Here is a 13,912-nt window from a genome sequence, read left to right as displayed (position 1 = left end):
GCTGAGGCGTAACGATCATCGCAATGTCCGCTTTTTACATGCTGTTGACTCGCCCAGTTAATGGCCCTTAGATCCATTGACTGCTACAATGCTTAGGGGTTTTCAAAATTCCGTTCAAACGGGCCGGTCTATACCCTGCCGATCTCGATCTATGCCAACGGGTATTCGACCAGATATGCAGTGACGAGCATATCGCCCGCTCATCGTTGGAGGCCGACAATCTCGCCCTCGATATTTTGGTCGCGTTGGAAGAAGAGGCTGACGCGGATGAGGCTGAGCTGCTTGAACTCATCAGATCGAAGCGGCGGGCTACTCGTCATCTCAGAAACCCTGCAGAGAGGCATGGCGGACGTCTTCGTCGCCGCTGAGGGATGCAGTCACCCGGACCTTCCCTTTGCCTGTTCGACTGCCTTGCTGGCCGCCTTGGCAAACTCCTGCATGTTTGCTCACGCGCACTGTCGTCCGTCTGGGACTTGCGCCAAACTCATCAGTTCTGACAATGCCAAACAGCGCGTGGCAACGATCCTGACTTCCATCGGCACACTGACATCCCGGCCGGCGGCTCGACGCCCCTCAAGGCGTGGCCTGGAAGCGTCGCAGCCGGCGCCCTCGGCAGCGCGGCGACCAACCTTGACGGCGTCTCGACACGAGGTCGGCGCTTCACCGGAAACGACGCAAGGGCAGCGATAAGCACATGCGCAGGAGCCTGCCGTGGCAGTCACCTGAATCAGCAAGCGGCCCCGGGTGTCCTTCCGCTTTCATCCGGGCTTCGCCGTCAACCCAAAGCGGACAGCTGATGTGCTACAAAAACCGGACTACGACAACTTCGGCGTCGAGCTCCGGCCGGAGTTTCGCCACCACCGGGCCGATCCCCATCTCAAAGAAGTAGACAGCCTCTATAGGGGCGTTTGCGGTTTCGAGTTGGGTTCTCAATGGCAGATAGCTGCGGTGAAGGTGTGGGCTGAGCAATTGCGGGTCGGCCGGAGACATGCGCAGCAGCAGTTCGTTTTTATGTGCCGTTGCTGGGTTATGAATCGGCTGCGCACGGTCGCGGTCTTTTGAGTAGGCAAGGCCAATTTTCGAGGTGTTGGGGCTGCTCATGGCTCCCTCCCGAATTGGGACGGAAGCATGATGCTCGCCTACAGCCGACGATGCTCGTAACGTTTATCGCCGATGTCGACATCGTTACACCCCATCGGTGCGACGAGCCTCGCCTTTTCCGAGCATAAGAGCGGTTCACCTCGTCCACCGATCAGCTTGGAAAGCGGCGATACTCTGATGCTCGAAGCGTATGGCCCAAACTGCTCGACCTCGTCAGATCGTTCGCGAGCCATTGAAGCGGAGCCAGACTCGTTGCTCGGAATGCCCTTATCCTCATGCCATGTGGAAGGGCATCCACAGCGACAGCAGCCGGGAGGAGCTCGATCCCTTGTTTTTTGTCGAGCTGGTTCAGCAAATGTCCTCGACGTTTGCGCGAGCTCCGGCAAGCTTAACGGCGATCTGGCGCGAGCCCGAGCATATTGGTTAGAATGGGATCGCAATTGGCCACGGGCGCGCTGTCGTTGGTCCGATAGAACTACCAGAGCGGCACTCACGCTCTCGGAGCGCCTTGGTCGATCTCTTGCCGGGCCAGTCCAAGGCACACCGCACTCACGCATGGCTGCCACACAAGTTATGAAACGCTAGGCCCATTCCTTTGCCGACCGATGTTCCAGGAGATACCGTCTCGCTGCACTATGCCAGAAATCTCTTTGCCGATATGCCGCTCGAGCACCGGCCGCCACGGGACGAGCACAAACTCGCGCGATTTCTCGATAAGGGCGTATTTGCCGCTGGCGAGCTCAACTGAGCGGCGGAGAGTGCCTTGTACCCGGTCTCCGGCTCGCACTTCAGCATAGGACAGACCGAGCTCTTCCGAGAGCTGACCGGCAACACGGTTCAGTTCACGCTGGCGGAGGATCGAAATCATGTTGGCGCGATACACGGTGCGGTCCTGCTCTTCATGCGCGAGACCCTGAGCAATCAGCCATTGCCGCCTGCGGGCTTGCGCCTCCCGCACGTCACGGCCAAAGCCGGAGTCGCGCAGGGCCTCCGGTGAATCGGAAACCATTTCCCGGTCGATCCAGGTGGCACCGTCGAACCCGATTTGCTGATTCAGCGGCATTGATGAGAGCTTGTCGACGACGACAGGCACAGCCATGGCTCGCTTGCGCTCGTAGTCGGCGACTTGGTCGAGATGGTTCGGCGCGATAATCCATGTGCCGTCGGCTTCGCGCCTGACAGTGCCGGTCTCGCGGCGAATGGCTTCCAGACGACGCACATGGGTTTCGGCGAAGCGTTCGCTGGCAGACGGATCATGCTTCAGGTGGATATCAACATTGTAGCGCCCGCCGTGGACGGCAGCGATCTCGGCGACGGTGCGGTCAACCTGCCTCGGCCCGGTGTTTCTCGGCGTGACACGGACGATGCAGCCGTCGGGCGTCGGTTCGGTGGCCTCACCTTTGCCGACATCGATGTAGTGGCTTTTCCCGTCCACCCCATCCACAATGAGGTAGTGGCGGTCGTTGATCTCGTCGGCAAGCCCGCGCGCCACAAGGCGGCCAACGAAAGGTTGCGCGAGCTGCCCGGATTGATCGTGGATCACACAGTCGGCTGCACTTCGGGATAGTCCTCTGCCCGCAATGTCTCGGTGCATCGTCTTGATTATGTCACCGCGCTCGCCGATGCGCTGCAGTGTCGCTTCGAGCTCATCGTCGAGGCGCCAGCGGCCGGAGCTGATCTCCTCGGCCAGACCCATCCGTCCGAGTTTGCGCAGCCGGCCCTGGTGCAGGGTCTGTCGAAAGGCGTCGCGGCCGACCGTAGAAACCAGTCCATCGCTGTCGCGCATGCTGAGCAGCTGCCGGTCGATGCTGGTGAAGCGCTCCTGCTCCATTTCCTGGCGCAGGCGGTGCTCGATCTCGCGATCGGTTCGTGGACCGAGATCGAGGCTGACCAGCTCGGCGGTCCGTTCGCGGATTCCGCTTGAGATATATTCCCGCGCGATGACGAGGTTCTCGCCGCGGTCGTCCTTGCCACGGACGATGATATGGGTGTGCGGGTGGCCGGTGTTGAAATGATCGACGGCAACCCAGTCGAGCTTCGTGCCGAGATCCTCCTCCATCTGCGCCATGAGCCGGCGCGTGAGTGGCTTCAGGTCGTCATACTGGATGCCGTCTTCGGGTGCGACGATGAAGCGGAATTGATGCCGATCGCCATCGGCACGATCAAGGAAGGCCTTGCTGTCGACGCGATCACTGTCGGCGCCGTAGAGCTCGCCAGGCGCGCCTTCCCGGGTAACGCCGTCGCGTTGGATGTAGCGCAGATGCGCACGCGCCCCACCCTGGCCTTTGCCGGCCAGCTTGACGACGCGCGCCTTGACCACCACCCGCCGCTGCCGGAAGGCAGCATACCTGTCGCGTGATTTCAGCAGCGCGGCGGCCGCTCCGCCGCGCCCTGCCCGGCTGCCGTTAAAGCGGCCGCCGCGCTGGGGCCGGCCGCCGGCTCTGTTGATCGCCGCCTGGACCTGGCTGGCGAAGCGTTTGCCTGCCTTCGAGCCGCGCGAGCCTATTCTGCCGAGCTTCGGCCTGAATTCGTCATCCTGCATCGTGGCCTCCCAGAAATCTCAAGCAGTGGCAGATACTTGCGTGTTCCACACTCCCGGCTCTGCCAGCAGCCTCCAGGAAAAACGATGTGCAGACAAAGACTTCGCCGCCTCCTGGAGGCAATGCCTTTATCTTGCCTTACGCCGCCCTTCCGCTTTCCGGCTTCCGCACCCGCCCTTTCCCGCCCCGCAAACCGCCCGCTCGCCGAGTCACCGGCCATTCGGTTTCGTCCGAGCGCGATTGACGCGCAGCGGCACAAAGAGATCGCCTTTCGCTTCGCCGGCGCGAACGCCGTTACGAAGGAAGAAGAGCGAGCGGCCGGAGGGAGCGTTTTGGCTGTTTGGCGCCTTGGAGTCCCCTTCGAATTCATGCATGTCGGCAGCTGAAATCCCCGTCCCCCTGAGCTGTTTAAGATAGGCAGCTGTCTCCTTGGGCAGCGGCTTCCCACGCTTCAAATGCTCTTCGTAGCGCTCGGGTCCTGCGTTATAGGCGGCAAACAGGCCGGGGAATCCGAAGCGGTCAAACATGGCGCTGAGATAGGCGGTTCCGGCGAGAATATTGTCACGCGGATCGTGCGGATCGGCTCCCAGACCGTATTTGGCACGCATGTCCTCATACGTTTCCGGCATCACCTGCATGAGGCCCATTGCGCCCGCGCGTGAGGTAATTGGGCGGCCGTCGAGCATGGTCTTGCCGCCGCTTTCGGCATCCATGACGGCGTAAATCCAGGCCTGAGGAATACGGAAGCGTCTGCTTGCTTCGCCTGTGAACTCGTGCCACTTTTGAAGGTGCGGAATTTGGGAGATGGCGACCGGCTCAGCGCCGGTCGAGGCGGAACAGGCGCATGGCGCAAAGGCGATCATGCCGAACATCAGCAGGGTCACTCGGTCCATAGCGACACGAGCCTCCCAATGACATTTGCGCGCGGCACCGGCCCGAAATAGCGGCTGTCGAATGACCGAATATCGTCGCTGCCGAGCAGGAAGATTTCGTTGTCGGCGAGTGTCCGGCACCCGTTCCACCATGGCAGCGGGCGGCCTCGGGTATCCTTCGCCAGCCGTCGCGCAACGATCTCGCCGTCGATGATGACCGCGTCATTGAAGGTGCAGACTTCGTCGCCCGGCAGCGCGGCAAGACGTTTTACCAGCGGCACGTTGCGGGGCAGATAGCCGCGTTCGGCGGCGAGTTCGGCGAGCGATTCTGGCGGGCGGACTAGCACCAGATCACCCCGAGCCGGTGCTGCAAACCCGAGGCCATAGAGGCCGACGGGCGCGCTGGCCGAGGCGTTCCAGACCAGCCAGGGCGTGGGTTTGACGGTGCCGGCGAAGCCGATCAGGGTCAGTCCAATCACGGCAGCGGCGATGGTTTTGCGTGCCTGGAGGCGCCGCAGGCGGCTGCCGATCAGACGGATGGAAGGGCGCCGGCTCATGCTCGGCCTCCCTGGCCGGCTTGGCCGGAACCGGCCTCACCACCCTCATTACCGGCGTACTGCGGGTGTCCTTTCGACCATCCATCGAGTTCGTCGATGTGGTAGCGGACATAGCGGCCGTGCTTGCGGAATTTCGGGCCGCCGCCCGTGAGCCGCATCTTTTCCAGGGTGCGCTGGGAGAGCCCGATATAGAAGGCTGCTTGGGCTGTGCTGAGAAAGGGACTGCCCTTTTTGGCGCGGGCCGCGCGTTCGTTTTCGTCGTCCATGGTGATCCTCGTTTCGCTCCGGACAAGTGAGGGCGAGGATGGGCGAGCGAGATCGCCTCCGGGACGGGCGAAGAGTCCGGGGAGAGTTTTCGCCGCCTTTCGGGCGGGCGGGTTTGGCTGGAGCGCCTGGGAATGAGCCCCGCGCCGGATGGGGCGCGAGGCTCGGGTCGGCCGATCAGTCGGCCGGGTTCCAGATGATGGCGTAGGTGTCGTCATCGTCCTGGCCGGCGGCGCGGCCGAGATTGGCGTAGAGCTTGCGCGGTCCGAACTCCGGCGCTGCAATCGACAGGCTCACATAGTCCTTGCCGGAAGTCTCGCCGGTGCGGATCCAGCCGGCGCCAACTTCGACCCCTTGCGTCAGCACCCGGAAGTCGGGATGGTTGTCGGCGCTCTTGGCCTGGTTGGGGACGATGTCGATGTCGGCGCGGACGCTGAGCGTCTTGAGCTGGCCCTTGTAGCCGCCGTTTTCCTGCTTGTTGACGTAACCGATCGCGGTCATTTCGAAGTCTCCTTTTGCTGTCGCCGGGGACCATCCCCTGCGATGGCGGACCGTAATGGGCGCGTCCGGACCGCCTGAACCCGACAGGGCCGAAGCGATAGCGGAGGACCCGAGCGGGCAGCTTTTTTGAAGCGAAGCGGCGCGAGGAAGCCGCCGCAGGCGGCGGGGAAAAAAGCTGATCGGCGAGGGTTTCGGGCGGCCGGATCCGCCCATAGGTCACAAGCCAGCCGCAGGGGAATGGTCCTTGAAGAGAGCAGGAGATCGTGGGAAACGCGGTCGCTACAGCCAGGCAGGAGGGGCGGGAATTTACAAGGCCTGCGGCTGATCAGGTGCCCACGCCGATCGAGATCATGACCGCAGGTTGGGCGCAGGTTGGGCGCAGATCAGGCATCGGGCGGGCGGACCGATCCATGGGGATCAGGAGTTTGCCGGCCTGGATTTCGGTCCGCGATGCGGGGCAAAGGAAGCTCGAACATGCAGCCACTGCGACCGGGGTACAGTGCCGAAGGGCGGCTGCCGAGAAGCCGCGGCCGGCCGTGACAGGCTATTGGCAGACGAACGGTGACCTGACCCGTGCCCATTGATCGGCGGTGCGGAAGCCGCCTCGATCAGTGTAGCTTTCGACCGGGAATTTCATCCAGCACGGCAGCCAGGTTTCGACTTGTCTGCCGCCGTTGTCCCCCGAAAGAAGTCGCGGATGATCTTCTTTTGCGTCTTCACCTTTTCGGCGACACTGCCGTCCGCGACATGTTTGCCGCCGACTTCGGCAAGCATGGAATTGGCAATTTCCTTGTCGCGCAACAAATCGAGAATGCGTCGTCCAGTTGCCAGCAAGCGCCGATGTCGACATTCAGATGCTTGCCGAGCGCCTCGATGACGGCGCTGCCGGCTTCAAGTGTCTCGGCCATGACGATGCTGAGAACGCGCACGACATGATCGTCGCGGAGCGCCAGGAGCCGCGCGAAGATGCTTGTCGTGCCGAGGTCGTCGCCATTGCCGCAGCGATTGTGCCATCCTCATCCGGTTGCCCAAGCAGCGCCTAGACCTCGCGCCGTTTTTCGGCGAACGCGGCTTCCGCTGCTTCCGGCGAGGCTTGCGGCCACGATCTCGCTGCAAGCGCGCTACGGTTCGCGGCGAACCTGCCACAGGCCGGAACCCGCTATCGCATGCGCCACCATCAGGCGAAGTGCTTCGCTCGGATGGTCGCGCAGCCCAAGCGCACGCCTCTCTGATCAGCCGTGACAACGTCTCCCATTGCGACACTTCGTCGGAGTCGAGGCGGGCGACGTTCTCGATCAACGAGGCTTCGAGGGCATCGGCGTCCTCGCCAGCCTCCATGATGGCGCAGGGCAAGGGATCGGCTTTACCTCGCTCGTCGGCGAGCGATTTTGCGGCGAAATAGCGCGCCGTCCGGCGACGATCTCGAAGCTTTCCGGCGAGCCGTTGGGCCGCGCCAGGAGCGGCACGAGGACGCCGCGCGCGCGGACGGACGGCAGAATGTCGGACAGGTCGGGCGCGCGTTTTCCGTGGCGCAGAGGCCGGAAATGTTCAGTCGGTCGAGCGGAATATGGGCAAGCTTCATGTCTTTCTCCTTCGTTTGGGGTGCGATTGTCCCCGCCGGGGAGACCGAAGGCCGATGCGGCGGGGACGGGTTTGCGCCTAGCGGCGCTCTGGCTCCGCCGCGTCTGGCGGAAGCTCGGAATGGGATTTGGCAAGTGCTTCCGCTGCCTGCCGCAGAAGCCGCTCGGCTTCGGTGATCTGGCCGGCGCTGCGCGCGGCCTCCGCATAAACGGACAGCGGAAAACGCGCTATGAAATAAAGGTCGCGCTCGATGCCCAGTCCGAGCGGACCCTTGATGGATTCGAGTTCGGCAAGGCTGACGCTGCCGAGTTCAGGGAAGCCGAAGCCGAGGTCGCAAAGGCCGAACAGCGTGTCGCCGTCTGCATCGAGTTCGGTCAGAAGCCAGATCGCAGGACCGGCCGGATCGAACAGTTTCACGACGGGTGCGTGGTCGGTTTCGGTGTCGGCAGCGCCGTTGGCGAGGAGCCGGGCGCGCAGTTCATCGGTGATCAGGATCATTGCGGAATTCCTTCAAGACGGTTCGGGCTGATTGAGTGCGGCTTTTTGAAACAGGCGGATACGAGCGGCTGGTGCGCCGCGCGGGGACGCGCATCGGCGCGCCAGAAGCGCAAGGCGGTCGCGCATGGCGATGGAGCGCGCTCACGCGGCGATCTCGGCATTCGCCTCACCTTCGATCTCGGCCTGCGCCTCGCTTTCGACGTCGGCATTGAGGCCAAGCAGGAAATCGGCGGCTTTCGAGGCATGGCTGGCCGCGCGGAAAATGGCGCGATTGTCCTCGCGCAGAACCGTCAGCCATGAGCCGATGTAATCGGAATGGCGCACGGTCGGCTCGATACCGAGACTGCTGCAGATGAAGGCTGCGGCCATCTCGGCGACCAATTCCTCGCGCGCATAGGTTCTGGAGCCGAATGAGCCTGACAGGTCGCGCGCGAGTCGCGCCGGGTGGCCGGTCCAGTGGCCAAGCTCGTGAAAGCAGGTCCGGTAGTAGTCGATCTGGTGGAAGAAAGCCGGCTGGGGCGGCACCTGGATGGTGTCGCTGCCGGGCATGTAGAAAGCGCGATCGCCACCGATACGGAAATCCGCACCGCTTCTGCGAATAAGTTGCTCGGCCTGCGGGACGATTTCGCGCGCCGGCAGCGGCTCAGCGGCGGCATGGAGATCGTCGGGCAGATTGTCGCACTGCACGACATTGAAGACGGTAAAGCGCTTCAAAAAAGGCACGGCCTGCGGTTCGTCGCCATCGGCCTTGGCGCGTTCCTTTTCGACCTTGGGAATAAAGCGGTCAGCGTGAACGATGGTCGTGCCGCGCTCGCCCTTCCTGACATTACCGCCAAGGGCAAGCGCCTGCCGGAAGGTGAGCCAGTTCTGGCTGGGGTATGAGCGCTCGATGACGGCGCCCCACAGGATCAGGATATTGATGCCGGAATAGCGGCGCTGGGTGGCTGCATTCCTGGGCAGGCCAAGGCCTGCCTTTGCCCTGCCCCACGGCTTGACCCATGGCACGGTGCCGCGCTCCAGTTCGGCAACGATGCGGTCTGTGATCTCCTGATAGAGGCTGGCGCCTGAGCGCCCGCCCTTGCCCGCGCCAGCCTCGCGGCTGCCGGAATGCTTGTTGTTTGCACGCATTGTCTGGTCCTCCGTTCGCCAATTGCGCCCTCCCCGGAAGCGGGGTGGGCGGCGAAAGCGACCGGAAAGGCCCGCCGTAGAAGGCGGACCGCATCCGAAGGACCGGAACGAAGAGGAGGACCCGGAGCGGCAAGCGGAGGGTTGCGGGATGCCGCGGCTGGCCTAGAAGGGAGTGCCGCCCACCCCGTGCCACCGGGGAAGGCCACCACAAAAATTGACGCCGGCCGGCTGGCCGGCGACCGTCAGCAGCCGACAGGCTGCCCGCGTCAGGGGGCGAAGCCGGATGGCCGAGACCGCCTGAGCCTGTCGAAGAAAACGCGGGCTCGGTGCACGAGCACCCGGCGCGCGCCTTCAGGCGCGCGGGCGCTCAGGACTCTGGTCCCGAGAGCAGTTGATGCGGTCAAAATGCCGATTTTGCAGCTGTGGAAGACTGAACCTTGGCGTTTGCGCGCACATCGGCGATGCAGCTTCGCAGCCCGGCCGTCTCTACCACCCCGGCTATCACTTCGTCGCCGACCACCAACGCCGGCGTGCCGGTGATGTACAGCTCGTTCGCGAGCGCGCGATCGCGTGCGATGGCTTCGGTGATGGCCGGGCCTTCCATATCCCGCTTGAGCTGCTCAACATCGAGGCCGACACGTGCCGCAATGACCAGGGTGGTTCTTTGGTTCACCAAGCCGGGAAAAGCAAAAAGGGCGCGATTGAACGCCTCATATTTTCCCTGTTTGTGGGAGGCGAGCGCCGCACGCGCGGCGAATTCGGAAGCAGGTCCCAGGACCGGGAGCTGTTTACGCACGATCCTCAGATTGGGATCATGCTTGAGGGCTTGCTGGAGAATGAGGTCCATTTCCTTGCACGGCGGGCAGTTGTAGTCGAGGAATGAGACCAGGGGGACGTCGCCCTGCGGATTGCCGGCGATTGGCGAGGCGAGGTCGTTGAGGAGTGCGTCGCGATGCTGCGGAATGAGTATCCTCAAGTCCGCCGCGAGCAAGGCGTTAATCTCCGAGCCGTTGCAGGTCGTCAACCTATCTGGCTGTCGCCTTAGCGTTCCCAGCACGGACAGGGCGAGGACAAAAAAAACGATTACGGCGACAAGGACGGCGTTTTGCTTTGACATGGGTCGGGCTCCAATCAGCCGTTAACGGGGCAGCAACGGCTGGCCTTTTGGCGTGAAAATTGGTCGTCGCTTTGGATCGCTTGCCCGGCAGTTCCCGCAGTATCGGCAGTCGTGGGGGGCTCACAATGTCGATGCCGGCGCCATCTGGCGGTTGCCGTATGACGGCTTCGCTCCAACGGGCTGACTGCAATAGCTGAGCGGCGTTCGCGAGTTGCCAGCCGAGACCACCGGTCATCACGCCGGGCGATCTGCCCTTCAACGAACGCCGAGCGCCGAAGGACCCGCTCGTGAGGGCCTTTGCCAATCGTCCATCATCCGGCTCGCCCTGCTTCGGGCAACACGAACCTTCCCACTGCGTTGCCGAGAAAAATGGTCAGCACACGGCACTCCGACACAAAGTGGTCGACGCCAAGAATAAGCGTCGCGCCGGCAGCTGGGGCGGTCGGAACGACAAAGAGCGCTGCAGCCAACGTGAGGAGGCCCGCACCGGTAATGCGAGTTGTTCCCTTCGAAGAGAGCAAGGCGACGAACAGCAGCAGGATCCGACCGCCGATCGACAGATCCGTGTTCGTCGCCTGGGCGAGGAGGAGGGGGGCCAGCGTCATGTAGATATTGGTGCCGTGCAGATTGAATGAATATCCGGCGGGGATGCCGAGGCCCACGACCGAACGCCTGGCGCTCGCCCCTTCGACGGGCGCGGCCCTCATCAGAATGCCGACCAGCTTGAACACCGGCGCGAGGAGCGCCTGAAGCAAAGAAAGCACAGGCTTGCCGGTGTCGCCGACCATCGCCAGAACGATGCCGAACAGGACCGAGAAGAACAGGACCTGCAGGATATCGCCTTCGGCGAAGGCACCAACGATTGACGGCATCAGCAAGCCGGTCACGAACTGCTCGTGGACCTTGGCGGCATAGCCCTTCACGGCCTGGGCATCGAACGAGGCTGGATCGATGTCGAGGCCGGCACCTGGCTGAACGACATTTGCGACAATGAGACCGACAATCAATGCGAGGCTCGAGAAGGTGAGGAAATAGATCATTGCCTTGCCGGCGACCCGGCCGACCTTCTTGAGATCGTTCATGCCGCCGATGCCGGTCGCAATTGTCAGGAAGATGACAGGCGCGATGATGATCTTCACGAGCCTGATGAAAGCATCGCCGAGCGGCTTCAGAGCCTCTCCGGTCGCCGGATAGAAAAAGCCAACAGCGACGCCAAGGGCGACGGCGGCAAGCACCTGAACGTAAAGCCGCGCAATATGGGGCTTACGAGGCCCGGCGTTCGCGCTGTGGACTTGTGGAGCTAACACCGTTTGTCTCCCTGCCGGATCGGGGCGGGCTCTTCCTCGCTTCAAGCCCTCTCACTGGCGGCGCTCCGGTCGAACGCTGCTGCCATCTCGGGCGCAAGCGCCGTGCCAAGCAGCGGCGGCGCGATAACGCGCAGGACCTCTCACGCAGTGCCGCATTCGCCGCAGCCGCGTGCCCTCTTAAAAACAAGGGCAGACCGTCGGCGGACATGCGGCCTGGCAGCGGCCGAAAGGTCGTCGAGGCAACCTGTTTGCCTTGGTGGCTGCGATCGGGATCTAGATGGTCAACATCTGGCTATGGCTATGTCCAAGCCATCGCCCAGTCGGCTGAGCCTGTCGGATATCAAACACCGCTGTCGACAGGCGATCGCTACCGCGACCCGTATAGTCTGGCGCTCCACAGATGGAGTAATCGACCGGCCGTGTTACGGCATGGGCCCTGAGCTGCATCTTCGCGCGCGATCGTCGTTCTGGCCGCACCGCCCGCGTGCCACAATAAGTCTGTCCCGCCCCTTACAATAATTCATCAAGGCGTCTACCTCGGCAATGACCAGATCGGGCGTGATGTCGAACTTGCAGCGGACTTTGACCGGACAGCGCCGCACTTTGTCCAGACCACATCCGCGACATTCAATAACGCTCATAAGCATGCTGACCAGGGGACCACGGAAACCCCAAATTTCCGGTAGATGTGACGCGGTGAAAATTCCGACAGTAGGGCGGCCAAGCTGGGCAGCGACATGCCCAGTGCCTGAATTGTTCGACACCACGAGCGCGGCCGAATTCATGAGATGATTGAATTCCAATTCCGACAAGTCGACAGCCATTCGAATCTCCGCGGCTCCACGGTCGCGGGCTGTCATCGCGACCTCCTCAAGCGCTTCCCGGCTTTCGCCACGGCCGACGAGGATCACCTCACTACGGGTAGAAAGAGCAGCGACAAGTTTGCCAAAGTTTTCGATCGGCCAATCGCGCAGGCTGGAATTCGAAAACGGAGCCACGACGATCGGGGACTTGCCTTCTGTCGAACTCTGTCGGCGGCCCGCTTCACTTTCTGCGTCGAAACAGGCCGCTGCCTTTGCGACCAGAAAGAGGAGGATTTCCGACACATGCTGGAGACGTACCTGCTTACGGTCAACGAACCAATCAAGCCATGTGCGAGGGAATTTGTCGGCGATCCCTATTTTTTGGGCCAGCTTGTAGAAGATGGTTCTGCGCAATTTCAGATCGAATGGCGCTATCGCAATATCGATCTGATGCATTCCGTAAGGATCAACTATCGCCGCACGATGCCGGGCGGGGACTTCGAGCAAAATGGGCCTTGTCTCATCCGGAACACGCATATCAATGGCAAGATCAAACTCGCCGGTCAGCAGCCGCCGTATGTCGGCCGCTTTCTTGCGGGTATCGACCTTCGGGTTGCGAGGAAAGAAGTCAAAAGCAACGTAATCGTCGGCGAGGTCGAACTGTTTTGCAGTATCGATGTTCCAGCTTCCGACCACCAGCGTAATGTGGGCATGCGCAAAGCGCTGACGCAGGTCCTTCAGGGCCGCTAGAGACATCCAAAAGTCCCCGACACGATCAAGCTTAAGCGCCAAAATTCTCATCTTGGCGCTTGACTGTTCCGACTCCTCCCAACTGCGGTATATAATTTGATTGTCGTCGCGCTTTGTAAAGTATACCATTGCCATTCCGAAGGTTATACGTACAACATTGCTTGCCTAGTTATGTCTGTGTAGGTTGTATTTGCTTCCAGTCTTATCCGAGTTGACAAATTAACTCGGCAAACGACTCTGAGACGACTGGTGGTTTTCAGTGTTCGCGGCTGCGAGTGAAAGAGGAGTTCCGGCGTCAGCCCCGGTCAGTCCGGAAGCTTTGCCGACCAGCGACGGCAATGACGGGCGCAAAGATGGGCTGTCGAATTTCTTTGCGGGAAGAGGCAGGTGCGGACTGGCCTGAATCAGTTAGGCCTAGGTGACGCCGGCCGTTCAACGGCTCTGAGAGGGGAAAGACTCCGCTAACAAAGAGAGGTCGGACAATTCGAAATCGTCGGCCTGCTGCAACTCATTCCCAGGACAATTTCCAGCGCACGTCTGAGCTCATGCAAAGATTTTCCCCTTTCGGGTTCCTTTTCACGCGACAGAGGCAGGGACGGTCGATGCGTGTCCGGTGCTGAGGTCAATGCGAGATTCCGGAAGGTTGAGAAAATCGATTGTTTCGATGAAGCCCATCCACGCCATGGATGGATGGCTGCCAAAGGTTGCGGCCACAATACAGCGTAGCGGTAGCTAGCCGCTCCGGTGCGCGCTCACTTTCGAAGCGCCCAGCACCCTCTCGGCATCGAGCACCTCAGGAAGTACCCGGCAGGGGGGGGGGGGGGGGGGGGGGCGCGGGGCGGGCCGCGGGCGGGGGGGGGGGGGGAGGCGACGGGCGCGCGACAAGGCGCAGA

Annotated in this window: 12 protein-coding genes and 1 pseudogene; 1 reads left to right on the top strand and 12 read right to left on the bottom strand. The window is 62.1% G+C overall.

Going from position 1 to position 13,912, the window contains the following annotated elements; all coding sequences use genetic code 11:
- Positions 1 to 801: 801 nt before the first annotated feature.
- From AC0L2A_RS29090 to AC0L2A_RS29060, 7 genes are all read right to left on the bottom strand, one after another.
- The gene (locus tag AC0L2A_RS29090; protein WP_473512862.1) at positions 802 to 1,101 is read right to left on the bottom strand and encodes a hypothetical protein; all 300 of its coding nucleotides are present in this window, start codon (positions 1,099 to 1,101) and stop codon (positions 802 to 804) included.
- A gap of 571 nt (positions 1,102 to 1,672) precedes the next feature.
- Positions 1,673 to 3,643: a relaxase/mobilization nuclease RlxS gene (rlxS, locus tag AC0L2A_RS29085; RefSeq protein WP_473611716.1), complete on the bottom strand. Its 1,971-nt coding sequence runs from the start codon at positions 3,641 to 3,643 to the stop codon at positions 1,673 to 1,675.
- 207 nt (positions 3,644 to 3,850) lie between these two features.
- Positions 3,851 to 4,534, bottom strand: coding sequence for a lytic transglycosylase domain-containing protein (locus tag AC0L2A_RS29080; protein ID WP_473611715.1), 684 nt, complete (start codon positions 4,532 to 4,534; stop codon positions 3,851 to 3,853).
- Complete coding sequence (lepB, locus tag AC0L2A_RS29075) at positions 4,522 to 5,070, bottom strand: signal peptidase I (RefSeq protein WP_473611714.1); 549 nt, start codon at positions 5,068 to 5,070, stop codon at positions 4,522 to 4,524. Before lepB ends, AC0L2A_RS29080 begins: the two co-directional genes overlap by 13 nt.
- The gene (locus AC0L2A_RS29070; protein WP_473479475.1) at positions 5,067 to 5,336 is read right to left on the bottom strand and encodes a helix-turn-helix transcriptional regulator; all 270 of its coding nucleotides are present in this window, start codon (positions 5,334 to 5,336) and stop codon (positions 5,067 to 5,069) included. The genes lepB and AC0L2A_RS29070 overlap by 4 nt, the downstream gene beginning before the upstream one ends.
- 175 nt (positions 5,337 to 5,511) lie before the next feature.
- Positions 5,512 to 5,835, bottom strand: a complete 324-nt coding sequence (locus AC0L2A_RS29065; protein ID WP_065010508.1) for a DUF736 domain-containing protein — start codon at positions 5,833 to 5,835, stop codon at positions 5,512 to 5,514.
- Between the two features lie 633 nt (positions 5,836 to 6,468).
- A complete protein-coding gene (locus tag AC0L2A_RS29060; RefSeq protein WP_473611712.1) occupies positions 6,469 to 6,639 on the bottom strand; it encodes a hypothetical protein in 171 nt (56 codons plus the stop codon).
- A gap of 50 nt (positions 6,640 to 6,689) precedes the next feature.
- Here AC0L2A_RS29060 and AC0L2A_RS29055 point away from each other — a divergent pair, with 50 nt between their 5' ends.
- Positions 6,690 to 6,878 carry a hypothetical protein gene (locus AC0L2A_RS29055; protein WP_473611711.1) on the top strand — a complete coding sequence of 63 codons (189 nt, stop codon included), beginning with the start codon at positions 6,690 to 6,692 and terminating at the stop codon, positions 6,876 to 6,878.
- Between the two features lie 616 nt (positions 6,879 to 7,494).
- Here AC0L2A_RS29055 and AC0L2A_RS29050 read toward each other — a convergent pair.
- From AC0L2A_RS29050 to AC0L2A_RS29030, 5 genes and pseudogenes are all read right to left on the bottom strand, one after another.
- Positions 7,495 to 7,914, bottom strand: a complete 420-nt coding sequence (locus tag AC0L2A_RS29050) for a DUF2958 domain-containing protein (RefSeq protein WP_473611710.1) — start codon at positions 7,912 to 7,914, stop codon at positions 7,495 to 7,497.
- A gap of 141 nt (positions 7,915 to 8,055) precedes the next feature.
- Positions 8,056 to 9,042: an ArdC family protein gene (locus AC0L2A_RS29045; protein ID WP_473611708.1), complete on the bottom strand. Its 987-nt coding sequence runs from the start codon at positions 9,040 to 9,042 to the stop codon at positions 8,056 to 8,058.
- A gap of 400 nt (positions 9,043 to 9,442) precedes the next feature.
- The gene (locus AC0L2A_RS29040; protein WP_473611707.1) at positions 9,443 to 10,159 is read right to left on the bottom strand and encodes a DsbA family protein; all 717 of its coding nucleotides are present in this window, start codon (positions 10,157 to 10,159) and stop codon (positions 9,443 to 9,445) included.
- A gap of 335 nt (positions 10,160 to 10,494) precedes the next feature.
- A pseudogene (locus AC0L2A_RS29035) lies at positions 10,495 to 11,466 on the bottom strand (cation:dicarboxylate symporter family transporter); the annotation flags it as partial.
- Between the two features lie 422 nt (positions 11,467 to 11,888).
- Positions 11,889 to 13,148 (bottom strand): glycosyltransferase family 9 protein, encoded by a 1,260-nt coding sequence (locus AC0L2A_RS29030; protein ID WP_473611706.1) that lies wholly within the window; start codon positions 13,146 to 13,148, stop codon positions 11,889 to 11,891.
- Positions 13,149 to 13,912: the final 764 nt, after the last annotated feature.

This window comes from Mesorhizobium sp. WSM4844 (assembly GCF_055811775.1).
Note: the sequence above shows the minus strand (reverse complement) of the source record. Positions and strands in the feature narration are given on the sequence as shown.

Bases quoted from the DNA above. Each gene is read 5' to 3' on its own strand.
- AC0L2A_RS29090 (WP_473512862.1), bottom strand. From the start codon at position 1,101: ATGAGCAGCCCCAACACCTCGAAAATTGGCCTTGCCTACTCAAAAGAC.
- AC0L2A_RS29070 (WP_473479475.1), bottom strand. From the start codon at position 5,336: ATGGACGACGAAAACGAACGCGCGGCCCGCGCCAAAAAGGGCAGTCCC.
- AC0L2A_RS29065 (WP_065010508.1), bottom strand. From the start codon at position 5,835: ATGACCGCGATCGGTTACGTCAACAAGCAGGAAAACGGCGGCTACAAG.
- AC0L2A_RS29080 (WP_473611715.1), bottom strand. From the start codon at position 4,534: ATGGACCGAGTGACCCTGCTGATGTTCGGCATGATCGCCTTTGCGCCA.
- AC0L2A_RS29030 (WP_473611706.1), bottom strand. From the start codon at position 13,148: ATGGTATACTTTACAAAGCGCGACGACAATCAAATTATATACCGCAGT.
- AC0L2A_RS29055 (WP_473611711.1), top strand. From the start codon at position 6,690: ATGCTTGCCGAGCGCCTCGATGACGGCGCTGCCGGCTTCAAGTGTCTC.
- AC0L2A_RS29040 (WP_473611707.1), bottom strand. From the start codon at position 10,159: ATGTCAAAGCAAAACGCCGTCCTTGTCGCCGTAATCGTTTTTTTTGTC.
- lepB (WP_473611714.1), bottom strand. From the start codon at position 5,070: ATGAGCCGGCGCCCTTCCATCCGTCTGATCGGCAGCCGCCTGCGGCGC.
- AC0L2A_RS29045 (WP_473611708.1), bottom strand. From the start codon at position 9,042: ATGCGTGCAAACAACAAGCATTCCGGCAGCCGCGAGGCTGGCGCGGGC.
- rlxS (WP_473611716.1), bottom strand. From the start codon at position 3,643: ATGCAGGATGACGAATTCAGGCCGAAGCTCGGCAGAATAGGCTCGCGC.
- AC0L2A_RS29050 (WP_473611710.1), bottom strand. From the start codon at position 7,914: ATGATCCTGATCACCGATGAACTGCGCGCCCGGCTCCTCGCCAACGGC.